Source organism: Mycobacterium sp. NPDC003449 (genome assembly GCF_053588415.1).
This window is the reverse complement of record NZ_JBSFPX010000176.1, coordinates 1-16,027: the sequence shown is the minus strand read 5'-3', so window position 1 is coordinate 16,027 and position 16,027 is coordinate 1. Positions and strand designations below refer to the sequence as shown.

The 16,027-nt window shown below is 66.4% G+C and carries 15 protein-coding genes and 1 tRNA gene; 9 read left to right on the top strand and 7 right to left on the bottom strand.

The genetic code is table 11. The features are described from left to right. The 3 genes from kdpB to ACWDTP_RS30895 all read right to left on the bottom strand — a co-directional run. Positions 1-1,814, bottom strand: a 1,814-nt coding sequence (gene kdpB, locus ACWDTP_RS30905) for a potassium-transporting ATPase subunit KdpB (RefSeq protein ID WP_450026985.1), incomplete at its 3' end; no start/stop codon positions are given. After that, entirely contained in the window at positions 1,814-3,484 is a 1,671-nt protein-coding gene (gene kdpA, locus ACWDTP_RS30900; protein WP_450026983.1) for a potassium-transporting ATPase subunit KdpA, read from the bottom strand. The genes kdpA and kdpB, both read right to left, overlap by 1 nt. After that, the gene (locus ACWDTP_RS30895; RefSeq protein WP_450026991.1) at positions 3,484-3,570 is read right to left on the bottom strand and encodes a potassium-transporting ATPase subunit F; all 87 of its coding nucleotides are present in this window, start codon (positions 3,568-3,570) and stop codon (positions 3,484-3,486) included. The genes kdpA and ACWDTP_RS30895 overlap by 1 nt, the downstream gene beginning before the upstream one ends. Before the next feature lie 293 nt (positions 3,571-3,863). Between ACWDTP_RS30895 and ACWDTP_RS30890 the strand changes: the two genes are divergently transcribed. From ACWDTP_RS30890 to ACWDTP_RS30870, 5 genes are all read left to right on the top strand, one after another. Next, complete coding sequence (locus tag ACWDTP_RS30890) at positions 3,864-4,679, top strand: LysA protein (RefSeq protein ID WP_450026981.1); 816 nt, start codon at positions 3,864-3,866, stop codon at positions 4,677-4,679. Next, complete coding sequence (locus tag ACWDTP_RS30885; RefSeq protein WP_450026989.1) at positions 4,676-5,890, top strand: FAD-dependent oxidoreductase; 1,215 nt, start codon at positions 4,676-4,678, stop codon at positions 5,888-5,890. Before ACWDTP_RS30890 ends, ACWDTP_RS30885 begins: the two co-directional genes overlap by 4 nt. Further along, positions 5,887-6,483: a DUF4389 domain-containing protein gene (locus ACWDTP_RS30880; protein ID WP_450026979.1), complete on the top strand. Its 597-nt coding sequence runs from the start codon at positions 5,887-5,889 to the stop codon at positions 6,481-6,483. The genes ACWDTP_RS30885 and ACWDTP_RS30880 overlap by 4 nt, the downstream gene beginning before the upstream one ends. Before the next feature lie 70 nt (positions 6,484-6,553). After that, positions 6,554-7,129, top strand: a complete 576-nt coding sequence (locus tag ACWDTP_RS30875) for a hypothetical protein (protein ID WP_450026977.1) — start codon at positions 6,554-6,556, stop codon at positions 7,127-7,129. A 5-nt stretch (positions 7,130-7,134) separates the two neighbouring features. Next, the gene (locus tag ACWDTP_RS30870) at positions 7,135-7,758 is read left to right on the top strand and encodes a class I SAM-dependent methyltransferase (protein ID WP_450026975.1); all 624 of its coding nucleotides are present in this window, start codon (positions 7,135-7,137) and stop codon (positions 7,756-7,758) included. Here the strand turns inward: ACWDTP_RS30870 and ACWDTP_RS30865 are convergent. Both ACWDTP_RS30865 and ACWDTP_RS30860 read right to left on the bottom strand, forming a co-directional pair. Continuing rightward, on the bottom strand, positions 7,745-10,246 hold the full coding sequence (locus ACWDTP_RS30865; RefSeq protein ID WP_450026973.1) for an ABC transporter permease: 2,502 nt from the start codon (positions 10,244-10,246) through the stop codon (positions 7,745-7,747). The two genes, ACWDTP_RS30870 and ACWDTP_RS30865, sit on opposite strands and share 14 nt — an antisense overlap. After that, positions 10,243-10,941, bottom strand: a complete 699-nt coding sequence (locus tag ACWDTP_RS30860; RefSeq protein WP_450026987.1) for an ABC transporter ATP-binding protein — start codon at positions 10,939-10,941, stop codon at positions 10,243-10,245. The genes ACWDTP_RS30865 and ACWDTP_RS30860 overlap by 4 nt, the downstream gene beginning before the upstream one ends. A 256-nt stretch (positions 10,942-11,197) precedes the next feature. On the opposite strand from ACWDTP_RS30860, the gene ACWDTP_RS30855 reads away from it, so the two are divergent. Then, positions 11,198-12,220: a zinc-dependent alcohol dehydrogenase family protein gene (locus tag ACWDTP_RS30855; RefSeq protein ID WP_450026971.1), complete on the top strand. Its 1,023-nt coding sequence runs from the start codon at positions 11,198-11,200 to the stop codon at positions 12,218-12,220. Positions 12,221-12,327: 107 nt separating this feature from the next. After that, positions 12,328-12,404: transfer RNA gene (locus tag ACWDTP_RS30850), tRNA-Leu, on the top strand. 215 nt (positions 12,405-12,619) lie between these two features. On the opposite strand, the gene ACWDTP_RS30845 is transcribed toward ACWDTP_RS30850, so the two are convergent. After that, positions 12,620-13,183: a hypothetical protein gene (locus ACWDTP_RS30845; protein WP_450026969.1), complete on the bottom strand. Its 564-nt coding sequence runs from the start codon at positions 13,181-13,183 to the stop codon at positions 12,620-12,622. Positions 13,184-13,242: 59 nt separating this feature from the next. After that, positions 13,243-13,527 (bottom strand): hypothetical protein, encoded by a 285-nt coding sequence (locus ACWDTP_RS30840; protein WP_450026967.1) that lies wholly within the window; start codon positions 13,525-13,527, stop codon positions 13,243-13,245. Positions 13,528-13,637: 110 nt separating this feature from the next. On the opposite strand from ACWDTP_RS30840, the gene ACWDTP_RS30835 reads away from it, so the two are divergent. Together ACWDTP_RS30835 and ACWDTP_RS30830 are read left to right on the top strand one after the other, a co-directional pair. After that, positions 13,638-14,585: a DUF6602 domain-containing protein gene (locus ACWDTP_RS30835; protein ID WP_450026965.1), complete on the top strand. Its 948-nt coding sequence runs from the start codon at positions 13,638-13,640 to the stop codon at positions 14,583-14,585. Positions 14,586-14,657: 72 nt separating this feature from the next. Continuing rightward, positions 14,658-15,359 (top strand): hypothetical protein, encoded by a 702-nt coding sequence (locus ACWDTP_RS30830; RefSeq protein WP_450026963.1) that lies wholly within the window; start codon positions 14,658-14,660, stop codon positions 15,357-15,359. Positions 15,360-16,027: the final 668 nt, after the last annotated feature.

The window sequence follows — 16,027 nt, the reverse complement described above, 5'->3', positions numbered from 1 at the left end:
AACTGCTTGCCGATCTCCACGATCTCGATCAGCTTGGTCGGGTCGGAGTCGAGATCGACCATGTTGCCTGCCTCTTTGGCCGCCGAGGTGCCGGTGTTCATCGCCACGCCGACATCGGCCTGCGCCAGTGCGGGCGCGTCGTTGGTGCCGTCACCGGTCATCGCGACCAGCCGCCCACCCGCCTGCTCGCTCTTGATCAGGGCGAGCTTGTCCTCGGGGGTGGCCTCGGCGAGGAAGTCGTCGACCCCCGCCTCGTCGGCGATGGCCTTGGCGGTCAACGGGTTGTCCCCGGTGATCATCACCGTCCGGATGCCCATCCGGCGCATCTCGTCGAACCGCTCGACCATACCCTTTTTGACGACGTCCTTGAGCGCGATGACGCCGAGCACCTCAGCGCTGCCCCCCTCGGAGACCCGGCCCACCACCAGCGGTGTGCCGCCGGCGCCCGAGATGCCGTCGACGACGGTGCCGAGCTCGGCCGGTACGGTGCCGCCCTCGGCGCGCACCCAGTCCGCCACCGAGGTCGCCGCCCCCTTGCGCAGCCGCTGGTTGTCCAGGTCGACCCCGGACATCCTTGTGGTGGCGCTGAATTCGATCCAGTGTGCGGCCGCCAGCTCACCGGAGGTGCGGGCCAGTGACATTCCCCCGTCGCTCCGCTCGCCCAGACGCCGGTACTCGTGTTTGGCGAACACCACGATGGAACGGCCCTCGGGGGTTTCGTCGGCCAGGCTGGAGAGCTGGGCGGCTTCGGCCAACTGCTCGGCCGTGACCCCGGTGAGCGGGACGAAGGCCGCGGCCTGCCGGTTGCCGAGGGTGATGGTTCCGGTCTTGTCCAGCAGCAGCGTGTTGACGTCCCCGGCCGCCTCAACCGCCCGGCCCGACATGGCCAGCACATTGCGCTGCACCAGCCGGTCCATCCCGGCGATGCCGATCGCCGACAGCAGCGCGCCGATCGTCGTCGGGATCAGGCACACCAGCAGCGCCACCATCACGATGCCGCTCACCCCGTTACCGGTGAGCGCCAACGAATCCGGGACGCCCGGATTGCCGGCCTTGGCGTAGATCGCCAGCGGCTGCAGGGTCGCGACGGCGAAGACGAAGATCACGGTGAGCGCGGCCAGCAGGATGTTCAGCGCGATCTCGTTGGGCGTCTTCTGCCGGTTGGCGCCCTCGACGAGGGCGATCATCCGGTCGATGAAGCTCTCACCGGGCTTCTGGGTGATCTTCACGACGATGCGGTCCGAGAGCACCGTGGTGCCGCCGGTGACCGCGGACCGGTCACCCCCGGATTCCCGGATGACCGGGGCGGATTCGCCGGTGATGGCCGACTCGTCCACCGTGGCGATACCGTCCACCACATCACCGTCGCCGGGGATGGTCTGGCCGGCTTCGACGACGACGATGTCACCCATCGCGAGTTGTGGTGCGGGCACGGACTCCTCGGCGCCGGAATCGGTGAGCCGCCGCGCCATGGTGTCGGCCTTGGTCTTGCGCAGCGTCTCGGCCTGCGCCTTGCCGCGGCCCTCGGCGACGGCCTCGGCCAGGTTGGCGAACACCACGGTCAGCCACAGCCAGACCACGATCAGCCAGCCGAACCAGGTCGGGTCGAGCACCGCCAGGATGGTGGACCAGGCCGCGCCGATCTCCACGATGAACATCACCGGGTTGCGCCACAGTGTGCGCGGATCCAGTTTGCGCAGCGCATCGGGCAGTGAGCGCCACAGCATCGACGGGTCGAGCAGGCCACCGCGAACGGTGGTGGCGGGCTTGGGTTTTGTCGGGTTCGCTGCCCGGGCAGCGGTGTGTACAGACATCAGTGAATTCCTTCGGCGAGGGGCCCGAGTGCCAGCATGGGCAGGAAGGTGAGGGCCACCAGGATGAGGGTGACGCCCACGACCATCCCGACGAACTGGGGACGGTGGGTGGGCAGGGTGCCGATCGAGGCGGGGGTGGCGCCCTGCCGGGCCAGGGACCCGGCCAGGGCCAGCACCAGGATGATGGGCAGGAAGCGGCCGAACACCATCGCCAGGCCGAGGGCGGTGTTGTACCACTCGGTGTTGACGCTGATGCCGGCGAACGCCGAGCCGTTGTTGTTGGCGGCCGAGGTGAAGGCGTAGAGCACCTCGGACAGGCCGTGCGGCCCGGTGTTGAGCATGCCGGCCCGCTGACCGGGCATCGCCATCGCCACCGCGGTTCCGGTCAGCACGATCAGCGGGGTGACCAGGAAGTAGCTTGCGGCGAGCTTGATTTCGCGTGGGGTGATCTTCTTGCCGAGATATTCCGGGGTGCGGCCCACCATCAGGCCGGCGACGAACACCGTGATGATGGCCAGGATCAGCATGCCGTACATGCCCGAGCCGACGCCGCCGGGCGCCACCTCGCCGAGCTGCATGTTGAACATCGTCATCAGCCCGCCGAGGCTGGTGTAGGAGTCGTGGAACGAGTCGACCGCGCCGGTGGAGGTCAACGTCGTCGACCCGGCGAACACCGCGGAATCGGCAACGCCGAAGCGTTGTTCGACGCCCTCCATGGCGGCGCCGACCGCGGTCGGCACGGTGCCGTGGTGCTGCAACTGGAACAGCATGGTGAGCCCGATGCTGGCCAGGGCGATCACGCCCATGACGGCGGCGATCGCGGCACCGTGCTTGCGGCTGCCCACCATGCGTCCGAACGTGCGCGGCATGGCGAACGGGATCAGCAGGATCAGGAAGATCTCCAGCCAGTTGGTCCACGCGGTGGGGTTCTCGAACGGGTGCGCGGAGTTGACGTTGAAGAAGCCGCCGCCGTTGGTGCCGAGTTCCTTGATCACCTCCTGGCTGGCCACCGGGCCGCCGGGGATGGTCTGCGTGACGCCGCCGAGGGTGGTGACCACCTGGTCGTGCAGCGCGAAATTCTGGATGGCGCCGCCCGCGACGAGCAGGACCGCGCCGACGATCGAAATCGGTAGCAGGATGCGGATGGCGCCGCGCACCAGATCCACCCAGAAGTTGCCGAGTTCACCGGTGTGCCTGCGGGCGAACCCGCGGACCAGGGCGACGGCCACGGCCATGCCGACCGCGGCGGAGACGAAGTTCTGCACCGCCAGCCCGGCCATCTGCACCAGATGCCCCTGGGTGGTTTCGCCCGCGTAGGCCTGCCAGTTGGTGTTGGTGACGAAGCTGATGGCGGTGTTCCAGGCCAGCGCCGGGGTCATCGGGGTGGCGGGATCGTTCAGGTGCAACGGCAGCCGGCCCTGGACCAGCTGGAAGATGAACAGGAACAGGATGCTGACCGCCGAGAAGGCCAGCACGCTGCGGGCGTAGGCGCCCCAGGTCTGCTCGGCCCTGGGGTCGGCGCCGATCGCCCGGTAGACGAGTCGTTCCGCCCTGGTGTCTTTCCCGGACGTGTACACCCGGTACATGTAGTCGCCCAGTGGCACATGCACCAGTGCGATGGCCACGACGAGCGACGCGAGGAACACGATCCCCGCGGTGGTGGTAGTCACTAGAACCTTTCGGGGAACAGCAGTGCGGCGAAGACGAATACGGCGATGAGGATCGCCAGGACCAGGCCGATCAGGTTCTGCGTCACAGCCGCTCGACCAGCCTCTGGACCAGGCCGAGCATGGCGAAAATCGCCACCGTCAGCACCGTGAAGACAACTACGGACATCGCGTCTCCGAACCTTTACAGGCCACCGGATCTCGGCGGCCTGAGTCAGGATCACCCCAGCTCAGAGTGGTGAAACGAGTCTTGACGCTTTCTTTACGGTCAGGGTGCGGTTGTTAACGGTCCTCGAGCACACGGGGTTCGGGCGCGGCACTGTCAGCGCGGCGTCAAGGTTCCCACAGCGGCCGTCAAGAGACCGCTAGGACACTGGCCGTCATGGCCCTACCCGTGCAGCGTCGAGGTGTGACACTCTCGGCGGCCCTGTTGTCCAAACTGACCCTGCCCGCGCGGCGTCCGCCCGGCCCGGAGCCGTTGCGGCGCTGCGGCACCCGACGTCGGACGGCCGGTGTGGTGGATGTGGTGCTGCCCGCGACGGTGTTGTCCGACGCCACGGTCGCCAAGTGGGTGCGGGACCGCGCCGTCGCCGTCGAGGTCAGGAATGGCCGTGAACTCCCGGTGGCGCTCGATGCCGGCATCCACCCGGCCCGGATGACGGTGCACGGGGACGGGCTGTCCGCCGACGAGTTGGTGTTCTGTGCGGGCAGCCTCAGGGTGGGTCGCCTCGTGGTGTGCGAGGCCGGCCAGGTCGACGTGCTCGGCGGTGTCGGTCGTCGTGGGCAACGGGTGCTGGTGGGGGCGAGGCGCCGCGGTCTGGCCGACGCGGTAATCGGCCACAAGGGCCTCGATCTGGTGGGTCTCTACGGTGAGATCGGCCCGGACGCCCACCATTTCGTCAGCCATCCGGCGGCGATCGGCGACCTGGTCGCCGATATGACGAGCATTCGCCGCGACCACGGGGTGGTGTTGACCCGAATCGCGCTCGGCGGCCCCGGACTGGCGTTCGGGGCGGGGCCGGGGGAGTTGTCGGGCGTGGCGAACGCGATCGACGAAACCCTCGACGATGCCTGCGCCACGCTGCGTTTTCCGCGGCCCGTGGTGGTGGTGTCGGCCCGGCCGGCCAATATGGCCTGTACACCGGCGCCGTCACGGTCAAAACTTGATCCGTGGAGGGGCGCCGATCTCCGAAGCTGACCCCGGCCCCGCGGGCCCCGCGGGCCGTCGTCGTCGGTGCCGGGGTGGGCGGCATCTCCATCGCGCGCGGCCTGCTGCGCCACGGCTATGACGTCACGGTCTACGAACAGCGCCCGGACGTGCAGGCCGGCGGTGGTGCGGTAACCATCTGGTCCAACGGCGCGACGGTGCTCGGGCAGCTGGGTGTCGACATGGACGGGGCCGGGCAGGTGCTGTCGGCCGTGCGGGTCGTGACCTCGTCGGGTCGTTCGCTGGCCACCATCGATGTGGCCGCGATCGCCAGGCGGCTGGGCGAACCGGTCCGGATGGTCCCGCGCCGCGTGCTGCTGGAGCGGCTGCTGGACGGCTTTCCCACCGACCGCATCCGGTGCGGTGCCCGCGTCGTCGGGGTGGCCAGCACCGCGGGCCGGGTACGGGTGGAGTTCGACGACGGTGCCACCGCCGACGGGGAGGTGCTGATCGGCGCGGACGGACTGCATTCGACGGTGCGCGACGCGGTCTGCCCGCGCCGGGCGGAGCCGACGGGATGGTGCAGTTGGCAGGGGCTGCTCACCCATCCCGACGGCGTCGGCAATCGGGTGGCGCAGGTGGTGATCGGCGAACACGGAAATCTCGGCCTGTGGCCCGCCGGGGGCGCCGAACTGCAGTGGTGGTTCGACCTGCCCTGGTCGGCCGACTTCGTCCGGCCGGACCGCCCGATCGACACCATCCGGTCCGCGTTCACCGGATGGTCGGATTCGGTCGACCGGGTTCTGGCGGCGCTGACCGACGACGATCTGGCCCATTCGCCGTACCCGCATTTCCGGCATCCGATCCCGCCGTCGGGGCACGGTGCGCTGACCTTGTTGGGCGATGCCGCGCACACCATGCCGCCCACCCTGGCGCAGGGGACCAATCAGGCGCTGCTGGACACCATGGTGCTGTCGAAGGCGCTTTCGGACGTCCGCGACGGCACCGACGGTGCGGTCGGCCGCGCACTGCGCCGCTATGAGAAGACCCGGCGCCGCCGGGTCGCCGCCGTCTCGCGGGTGGCCTCGCTGCAGGTGTCGCACGGTGAGTCGGTGCTGCGGCCGGCCGAACTCATCCCGGACCGGGTCACCACCTGGACGCTGACCCGGTTCCTCGGCCTGAGCAGTCACCGCAGGATGGCGGCGAGGATCAGCCGGGAGCTGGTGCCCGAGACCGCCGCGGCGTCGCGTCGACGGCCATGAACCCGCCGGATCCGGTGCGGGTACGCGGTGCGGTCGACGCGCCGTCGCGCTGGCTCTGGTTGGTCAAGTGGTGCGTGCTGGCCGTCCCGCACTACCCGGTTCTCATCGTCTTGTACCTGGTCTATCCGGTGCTGACTGTCGTTGCGGGAGTGGCGATCTTGTGCACCGGCCGGTATCCGCGACCGATCTTCGAGTTCAACGTCGGGGTGCTGCGCTGGTCCTGGCGGGTGATGAACTACCGGTTCCCGATGAACAGCACCGACCGGTACCCGCCGTTCACCCTGGCGTCGCGGCCGGATTATCCGGGCGACCTGCAGGTCGACTACCCCGAACGGTTGACCAATTGGGCGGTGCTGGTGAAGTGGTGGCTGCTGGCGCTGCCGCAGATCGTGCTCTGCTGGGCCATGGAACCGGTGCTGCAGGTGCTGTGCGTGCTCTCCGCGGTGCGGCTGCTGGCCCGGGGAACGATCTCGCCGGGGATGTCGGACCTGCTGCTGGGGATCGTGCGGTGGCGCTACCGGGTGGCCGTCTACGTCTCGCTGATGCGCGACGAATATCCGCCGTTTCGACTGGATCTGGGGAACCTGGATTGAACCAAGCGGCCCCCGCCGACGTGGCCAACGGTATGGGGTGCCTGCGTGCACCCGGAAAGGGTGGGTTCCGATGAGAACATCAGCCAGATTGGGTGCGGTCTGTCTCGGGGCTCCGGCCGCCGCGCTCTGTTTCGGGGCGGGAACCGCTTGGGCCGCACCGGCGGCGAGCACGGATTCGTCGGCCACCACGGCCGCGACCCGCCAGGTCAACACCGGTGGGTTGGCGGTGTCGGCCAACGGCCGCGATGTGCTGAAGGTCGGCGGCAGCCAGGCCTCGACGACCGGTCGCAGCGTCGCCGTGGCCTTCGATCTACCGGGTCAGAACGCCAGCACCGCAACCGCCAACGGGGACCGGAACTTCGTCCTGGCGATCAACGGCAGCACCGCGCGGGCCGACGGGAACGGCAACTTCGTCTTCGCCGGCGACGACAGCACGTCGGTCGCGAAGGGAAACGACAACGATGTGCGGGCCGCGTTCGGCAGCACCAACCACGTCACCGGAAACGGCAACACCTCCTACGCGATCCCGAACAGCGATGCCGAGGTCACCGGCGACAACAACCTGGCGGTATCGCTGTGCGGAGGTAACGTCAGCATCTCCGGTCAGGGTCAACGGGTCACCAGCGCGCCATGTATCGGTCGATGAGGTAGATGAAGCACCGTAATCCGTTGTTCCCGTATGTGTATCGGCTCGGAATGCCGGTATTCGACCGGCTGTTCTACCGCCGGTACCGCCGCGCGGCGATGAGCCATGCGACCGGCAGGCTGCTGGTGGTCGGCGTCGGCCCGGGAACCGACCTGTTGTTCCTGCCGCCCGCGGTGACCTCGGTCGCGGCGGTGGAACCGGACCCGGCGATGCGGCGGATGGCGGTGGCCCTGGCCCGTCGCCACGGCGTCGCGGTCCAGGTGGTCGACGGGGTCGGCGAGTCGATTCCCTTCCCGGATCACAGTTTCGACTCGGTACACGTCGGTCTGGTGCTGTGCTCGGTCGAGGATGTGGCGGCCACGCTGGCCGAGATCCGGCGGGTGCTGGTCCCCGGGGGCAGGCTCGTCGTACTCGAGCACGTCCGCGGGGACGGACTGATGGGCCGGTTCCAGGACCTGATCGCCACCCCGTGGTCGTGGTTGGCGTCCGGGTGCGAGCCGAACCGCCGCACCGTCGAGGCCATCGCCGCGGCCGGATTCGACACCGCCGGATTGTGCGGCATCAGGCGGACCCTGGTGCCGCCGCCGTGCACACCCCATTTGCAGGGGGTCGCGACTACTCGACGCTGACGGCCTCGATGATGTTGAGCCGGGCCGCGCGCCGGGCGGGTGGAATCGAGCCGAGCAGGCTGACCACCAACGCGCCCACGGTGAAGACCAGCGCCATCGGGCTCGGCCGGAAGGTGACGCCGAAGTTCATGACGTCACCGCTGACCAGGCTGAACAGCCACTGGTCCACCAGGCCGACCGACAGCCCCAGCACCCCGCCCACGATGCCGATGGCCGCCGCCTCGGCCAGGACCATGCCCAGGGTGTAGCGCCTGCTGGATCCCATCGCCCGCAGCACACCGATCTCGCGGCGCCGTTCCAGCACCGACAGCGTGAGGGTGTTCAGCAGCGCGACGGCGGCCACGAACACCACGATGATCCAGACGGCGTTGGCGATCAGCATGCTCTGACGCAGCGGCGCCTCGAGACCGGCCAGTGCGGTGCGGCCGTCGTAGGTGTGGTTCGGTGCGGGCACCACATGCCGAATGTTGGCCAGCAGCCGGGTGGGGTCGGTTCCATCGGCCGCGGTGATCTGCAGTGTGGTCGCGCCCGGGCGGTCGAACCAGTCCCGCATCTGGTCCAGGCCCATCCCGACGGTGCCGATCACGGTGGAGAAATAGGGGACCAGGGCCAGCACGGTGGTCCGCTGCGGGCCGTGCGGCGTTTGCAGCTGCAGCTCGTCACCGGTGCCGACCCCCAGCGTCTTGCCCAGATTCTGCGAGAGCACCACGCCCCGGCCGGCGAGCACGTCGCCGCGGACCCGGTCATCGAGGGCACGGAACAGGGCGTCGTGGCTGCCTGCGGCGAATCCGTCCAGCATCACCCGGGTGCCGCCGACGACGGCGAACCCGTAGGCGCCCTCGACGACGGTCGCGGCCCCTGGCACTTCGGTGACCTTCTCGGTAAGGCCTTGGGGCAGAAGGCCGGTGGGATACTGGTCGGGGGAGTTGGCGCTGACCCAGACGTCGACGTCGGCGACCGGGGCGAAGATGTCGCGGGCCGAGCGGATCATGTCGTTGTTGGTCCCGGTGATCACCACGGTCGTGACGACGGCGATGAGCACGGTCATCACCGTGGCCCACACCCGCCGCGGGGCCCGTTCGATGGTCGCCGCCGCCAACGCCCCGGCCGATCCGAACACGCGGGCCACCGAGGCGGCGGCCGTGACGATGGGGCCGGCGAGCGCGAAACCGAGCGCGATCTGGGCGGTGAACAGGGCCGCGATCGCCAGGAAGGCCAGCGAACCCGGCCGGTGGAACACCAGCAGGATCGACACCGCCAGCACCGCCACGGCCGCGGCCCCGCTGGTGATGCGCAGCCAGCGCGGGACGTTGTCCGCCGCCGACGCCCCGACCGGGGCCAGCGCCTCGATCGGCGACACCTTGTACACCTGCCGGGCGGCCATCGCCGACGCCGCCACACTGGTGAGCGCCGTCGCGGCGATGGCGGCCGGGATCGCGTAGCCGGGCAACCAGTATTCGACGCGGGCCTCCAGGCCCTGGGTTACGGTCGGAGGCAGCCGGCCGATCGCGATGCGGCCCAACGCGATTCCCAGGACCGACCCGATGGCGCCGCCGACCAGCCCGAGGACCGCGGCCTCGGCGAGCATGTCGCGAACGATGACGGCGCGCCGGCCGCCGATGGCCCGCAGCATCGAGATGACCGGGCGACGCTGCGCGATCGCCATGGTCATCGTGGTGTAGATCAGGAACGCCCCGACCACCAGCGCGACCACGGCGCCCATCAGCGCCATGTAGTTCATCAGCTTGACCCCGTCGCCGGCGCGGGCCGCCCGCAGGCTCGGATCCGCGACGATCGCGCGGCCGTTCACGGCGGCGGTGACCTGTGCTCTCACCGTTGCCAGGTCGGCGCCCGGTGTGGTGGTGATCAGGATCGAGTCGAGCTGGCCGCGTCTCCCGGTCACGTTCTGCGCCAACGGGAGTGGTGCGAGCACGTAGTGTCCGCCGTTGAGGTCGGCGAGTTGCTTTCCGTCAAGGACCTCGGCGACGGTGACCGAACCCGACCCGAGCTGGAACGTCTCGCCTTTCGCATGACCGACGGCGGGCCCGACCCGAACGCCCTCGGCGGCGGTGGGGGTCTGGACCTGGACTCCGACCGCGTCTTTCAGGGCGCCTTCCAGGGCGCGGCTGCGGTCGTCGGCGCCGAACAGCAGCACCGGATCCGCCGCGGTGGGCGCCGACATCCGGATCATCGGCGCCGCGGTCGCCACACCGGGAACCCTGGCGACGTCGGCCAGCACCGCCTCCGGGAAGCCCGCGTCGGTGATGCCGGACACCTCGAGTGCGGCGATGCCGGCGACGCCGTCCGCGAGTCGGTTGACCGATCCGGTGATCGACCCGAAGATGCCGAGGATCGCGACGAGATACATTGCGGAGACCGCCATTACGGCGACCGAGGCGATCGTGCGCCGCCGGTGCACCGTGAGTTCGCGCAGGCTGAACACCCGGAGCCGGCTTGCCGCGGCGCCTATCGCGACGTGGGGTCTCACCCCGGCACCACCGACATCTCGTCGGAGCCGAGCCGGCCGTCCTGCAAAGTGATGATCCGGTCGGTCGCCGCCGCGGCGTCGGAGTTGTGGGTCACCATCACCACCAGCCGGCCCCGGCCCTGCTCGTGGGCCACCTCGGCCAGCAGGGTCAGGATCGCCGAGCCGGTGGCCGAGTCGAGGTTGCCGGTCGGTTCGTCGGCCAGGATCAGCGGCGGGTCCATCATCATCGCCCGGGCCACCGCGACCCGTTGCATCTGGCCGCCGGACAGCTCGGCCGGGCGGTGCTCGGTGCGGTTGCCGAGGCCGACCCGGTCCAGCAGCTGCTCGGCCTGTGGTTTCACCTTGCCCAGCCGGACCCCGTCGAGCAGCTTGGGCACCGCCACGTTCTCCCAGGCCGAGAGGGTGGGCAGCAGGTTGAAGAACTGGAAGACGAACCCGACCCGGTGATGGCGGAACTCCGACTGTTGCTCATCGCCGAGGCGGCCGATCTCCTCGCCGTCGAACGTGATCGAGCCGGAATCGGGGGAGTCCAGCGCGCCGAGCAGGTGCAGCAGCGTGCTCTTGCCGGCGCCCGACGGCCCGACGATCGAGACGAATTGTCCGCCGGTCAGGCGCAGCGAGATCTCATCGAGCGCACGCACCAGCTGACCGCCGACCCGGTACTCACGCACCACATTGCGGAGTTCGATGGTCAGTTCGGGCACGATGACCTCCCGATACTCGGGATATGGGGCAGCCTACTCCGCTGTGCTGGCGTTCAACGTGGGCTTGTGTGCGAGAACCCGGCCGAAACTCGCACACAACCTCACACCCGTGGGGCCGCCGTGGGCTTGCCTGGATTGCCGCCGTTTTTCACCAGGGTCGTCATTCCTGCTCAGTCACGACCCTGGTGTAGAACCGGCGAAACCTGGACGGGGAATATGCGCATATCGGGCGCGGTTGCAGCGGCTCATGGCTGAAATCATGCGGCGGTGGGAGATGGACGGAATCGGCCGGGACGCGCTTCAGCTGCGTGAGGTGGCCGTTCCACAACCGCGGCCCGGCGAAGTCCTGATCAAGGTGGCGGCGGTCGCGCTGAACCATCGCGACAAGATGGTGATCGAAACCGGTCGTGGCCTGCCGTTGGAGTTTCCCTTCACACCAGGGTCCGATCTCGCGGGGACGGTCGTCGCAACTGGTGCCTCGGTAACGCGGTTCGCGGTGGACGATCCGGTGATCTCGGTGTTCACGCCGGACTGGGTCGACGGTGCGCGCGCAGGTGACGCGCGTACGCCCTCGTACTGGACGCTCGGCGGTTACTACCCCGGGGTGCTCGCCGAATACGTAGCGCTTCCGCAAGATTGGGTTGTCGGGGCGCCGAAGAGCCTATCGGCCGCGGAGGCCAGCACGCTGCCGGTCGCGGGGATCACGGCGTGGTTCGCGCTGGTCGAACGTGGACACGTGCGGGCCGGCGATGTCGTGCTGGTCGAGGGCACCGGTGGCGTCGCGCTGTTCGCCGTTCAGATCGCGAAGATGCACGGCGCCGAGGTCATCGTGTCGGGCAGTGCGAACAAACTCGACCGGGTCGCAGCGCTGGGCGCCGACCACGTCGTGGATCGGCGGCGCGACGATTGGGCGGAAACCATCCTTGCCATCACCGGCGACCGTGGTGCGGACCATGTGCTGGAGATCGTCGGCGGCGCTCACCTCGGCAAGGCCGCGCAGGTCGTCGCGGTCGGCGCCCACATCCATCTCATCGGGGCGCTCGACGGATTCGAGGTATCGACACCGGTCATGCCAATCCTGATGAAAGACATGACGATTCACGGTATCGGCACCGGGCACCGACGCGCACTGAGCGAGCTGGTCAGCGCGATCGACAGCACCGGGACGAAACCAGTCATCGGTGCGCACCATCCGTTCCACGATCTCCCGACGGCACTCGACCAACTCGACCGCGGCCCGTTCGGCAAGATCGTCGTCGAGGTGGGTTGATCGACCACGCGCATGACCGGGCGTTGGGCCTGAAGGATGGTTCGCCGACGCAGTGGGCTGGGCGGTGCGATGACGGCTAATCGACCTGAAATATGCTCTCGGGCGACGCCCCCATAGCCCAATTGGCAGAGGCAGCGGACTTAAAATCCGTGTGTTCCGGGTTCGAGTCCCGGTGGGGGCACCATATCGGTGCTGGTCAGGGGTTTGCGACCTCTGTTACGACTTCCGAAGTGTTCCCTTTGTGTTCCAACTCTGCGTAAACAAGCGTTCAATTCGGATCGGCTGCGTGTGGATCTGAAACCTGCTGCTACAGAGGCTGCCGTCGACCCGTTGTCCAAGGACTGTGAATACCGGCAGTCCGCTGCCTCCGCTGGGCGGGACGGGTGCACGTCGCGAGACTCAGTGCCCCTCTGCGTCCTGTGGTGCTGTCTCACTGACTTCGATTCTCTGGGCGGATTCAAGCGCATGCGCCGCTCGCGCAAGAATCGTGAAGAACCCTGCCATTTCAGGTGTGTTCAGCTCGACGGGCTCCGGTCGCGGCAGTGCGAGCTGGCTAATTACCTCTTGATTAAGCGCCACTGCCAAGTCGACATCCGACTTCTTCTTTCGCGCGTCTTGAAATTTGTTGAACAGCGCGATCAAGCGGTGACCGAAAATGAGCGCCGTACCCGAAACAGTCCCAAAGCCCACTGCGGACGCCAGGATGATGTCGAGCGGCGATTCGTAACGACAGCGGAGAACACGGAATGAGTCGGACGCTGCCACCCTCGCCTGGTCCATCTTGTCCAGCGCGTCGGGCCATGACCGGGCTTTCTCCCCCGTTGAGAGAAGAGCCGCCACGGTCACAAGTGCATCAACGTTGACCAGGTTGTTGGTGAGGCCAGCCAAGGTCCAGCGGACAGGTTGGTCGTAGAACAAGACTCGTACAAAGGCGGTATCTGCCTGCGTAACTGGTTCAGTCAAAGCGTGCCCCCGTCGTGGTGTTCCCGACGATTCAAGCAGACCAGGACGCGATCAGGTCGCTATTGCATGTCGACATCGCGGGGGATCATAGGTGGCGACATCACCATGTCGCCGTTTCCCTTCTTGACCTCACGCTCAAAAATTTCCCACCTGGTTGGCTTGAGCAGGTTCAGCGGCGGTTGTGACTGCTCGATGGTCTTGCCGCAGTTCTCGCACGAGTACAGGGCTTGTGGGTCAGGCCAGCCCTTGACCATGTGTTCGTAACGCCAATAGTGCATACACTTTATGCGCTTGAACCAGGTCTGGCTATTGAAAGGGTATCCGTAGAATTCCGTTTGGTTCATTTAGCTCAATTATCCCCATATTCTCTTGGTTTGAATATTGTAGAAATAACAACGCCTCACCTGGTCGCATGCAGCGTTCTGATGTCCGACCAGTTGGCTACGCTCGATGAATGATCCACGAACACCATCAGTGGCTAGCAGATGTCAACGACGACATCGTGAGGGCGTATGAGCGTGAACAGCAGGAGATTGCGGGAAAGCCCGACCGGATTCAGGAACTAGGGCACCGTGTTGAGGCGCGTTGGGCCGAGATGCTGAGCGAGTGGCTTCCACCTGAGTACGAAGTCGGTACGCGCAAGTACATACTGCTGGAAAATGATGATCTGAAGATGACGAAGGAAACCGACCTCGTTGTCTTCCATCCTCACTATCCGAAAAAGTTGCGGATGAAGAAGCCAGTGCTGGCATCAGGGGTGGCAGCCGCTTTCAGCGTTAGGCGAACGATTGGGCGGGATGACATCAAAGCGGCATACGACGAGGGCATGACTCTTCGCCGTGGGATGAAGGTTCGCGAAGGCACCGAACAGGCGTACCTGGTGCCGCCTGTCTTTTTCGGGCTTCTGGGTGAGTCGCACGACTGGAAGGCTCCCGCGAGCACACCCAAGGAAAATGTTAAATCGATAACGGACGCACTTGATCGGGAGGTGACTAAGGCCCCACGGGAAGGTATTGACTTTCTTTGTATTGCTGACCTTGGAACTTGGACGAGGATAACTACCGTCCTGCCTCAGAAGTTCTTGCAGGTGCAGACGAAAGCGAACCCGATTCTGGTTGCGCTCACCGGAAGCACTGGTAGCGATTCGCTAGTCTTGTCGGGCATGCGCCACGACTATGAACAAAATGATTTATCTCCTCTAACCAATTTTGTAGGCTCGCTATGGGGAAAATTGGCGATCAACGATCCCACGCTTAAGCCCCTTGCGAATGGACTTCGGATTACGAGGACGGTGGACACCAGTGGCAGCTTCGGGATGGGATCTGGACCGTACAAGCTGGCTGATGTGACCACTCCGGAGATCGCTAGCCGATACCGGAACTCGTCGCCCTGGTTCTACTAGCAGTGCTTCGCAACGGGTAAAGGCTGCGCGTCGAGACGAAAGGATGTCGCACGCCAGTCTTACGCTGGACTTATGAGCATCTGGTCAGACTTCCTCTGGACGCCTCAATTCATAACCGGGTCGTTCGTCTCGGGCGTCCTGGCGAGCGGGTTCACGTACGTCAACACGAAGGCCAGCGACAAGCGGTCGGCCGAACATGACAAAGAGATGCAGGATCGCAGGGACGAGCGCGAGGACAAGCTGCGTCGTGAGCGAGATGTGTACGACTCGGCAACCGAGTTCGCGGCGGTTTGCAGCGACATCCTCACGAACTCCATTGATATGAAGGGCACTTTCAACGCGATCAGGGACATGTTCTACAACCGCATTGGTGCGCCCGATCCCAAAGCTGAAGACAAGATGGCCGAGGGTTTGAAGCAGGCCGAAGCTACTATGCGGATCGCGACACCGTTCAACAAGCTGAAGATGGTGGCATCCGGTCAACTTCTCGCTAGCGCCACCCAATTGAACGTGGCCATCATGACGGTTCTGCGGACCACAGTTGAGCCGTTCGCTAAGCCTGTCGCCCTCAAAACGGCCAGCGAAGCCCTTGATGCCTTCGTTAATGACTTCCGCGAGGAGTGCGGACGTGAGCGCTATTCCAATTCGGAGGCGCAACGTGATGCACAAGGCTTCTTGGAGAATCTGAAGAAGCAAGTGGATGCCTACATGGAAGAAGCCAAGGCCGAGATGAAAGCCGCCGGCTTCAAAGACTCGCCCTGGGGGCCGCTGTAACCGCTCGGCGGACATGAAAAGTGTTCCCAAAGTGTTCCAACTCGGGTCTGTGTCGTGACCTCTGTTATTGAAAGCTGTTGTGCCGCAACAACTTATGCTCGACCCCTGTTGACTGTTGGGACTTAAAATCCGCACAGTGTCGGTTCGAGTCCGACTGGGGGCGCCAGGTTTTAGGATAGCTCTGCCGCATACGGTGGGCGACACGATCACATCCCCGCCGCCATTGTCACTGCCAGGCTGAACGATCCAACGCCGAGCTCACCGCGGCAGTGCCAAGACTACGACAACCTGACCATCAGCTACCGCCGCCCCTAGCTGGGCCTGAGGAGGCATCAGTGCACACGCTCACATTCGACGAGGCCAACAGGCTGCTACCCGGGACCGGCCCGGGTCCGCCTGAGAGGACCCGTCATGAGCAGAACCGACAAGACCAAGCCCTTCTGGGTCAAGCTGATGCACGGCGATCTGAAGGTCGAGGAGTTTCACGACCATTGTGATGGCCCCTGCGACCTTCCTGACCCCCGGGTACCCGAGGGATATTGGCACGGATCGATTGCGACCAAATGCCGCCGGGTTGAATCGCCCCGGCATGTCCGGAGACCTACTGGTCTGAGAACTCGGCGGTGTGCTGAGTTCGGTGGTGACGGTAGTACAGGCCCTCGCACTCG

Excerpts from the sequence above, each read along its gene's own strand:
- ACWDTP_RS30890 (WP_450026981.1), top strand. The coding sequence starts at position 3,864 with ATGGCCCTACCCGTGCAGCGTCGAGGTGTGACACTCTCGGCGGCCCTG.
- ACWDTP_RS30880 (WP_450026979.1), top strand. The coding sequence starts at position 5,887 with ATGAACCCGCCGGATCCGGTGCGGGTACGCGGTGCGGTCGACGCGCCG.
- ACWDTP_RS30875 (WP_450026977.1), top strand. The coding sequence starts at position 6,554 with ATGAGAACATCAGCCAGATTGGGTGCGGTCTGTCTCGGGGCTCCGGCC.
- ACWDTP_RS30870 (WP_450026975.1), top strand. The coding sequence starts at position 7,135 with ATGAAGCACCGTAATCCGTTGTTCCCGTATGTGTATCGGCTCGGAATG.
- ACWDTP_RS30855 (WP_450026971.1), top strand. The coding sequence starts at position 11,198 with ATGGCTGAAATCATGCGGCGGTGGGAGATGGACGGAATCGGCCGGGAC.
- ACWDTP_RS30840 (WP_450026967.1), bottom strand. The coding sequence starts at position 13,527 with ATGAACCAAACGGAATTCTACGGATACCCTTTCAATAGCCAGACCTGG.
- ACWDTP_RS30835 (WP_450026965.1), top strand. The coding sequence starts at position 13,638 with ATGATCCACGAACACCATCAGTGGCTAGCAGATGTCAACGACGACATC.
- ACWDTP_RS30830 (WP_450026963.1), top strand. The coding sequence starts at position 14,658 with ATGAGCATCTGGTCAGACTTCCTCTGGACGCCTCAATTCATAACCGGG.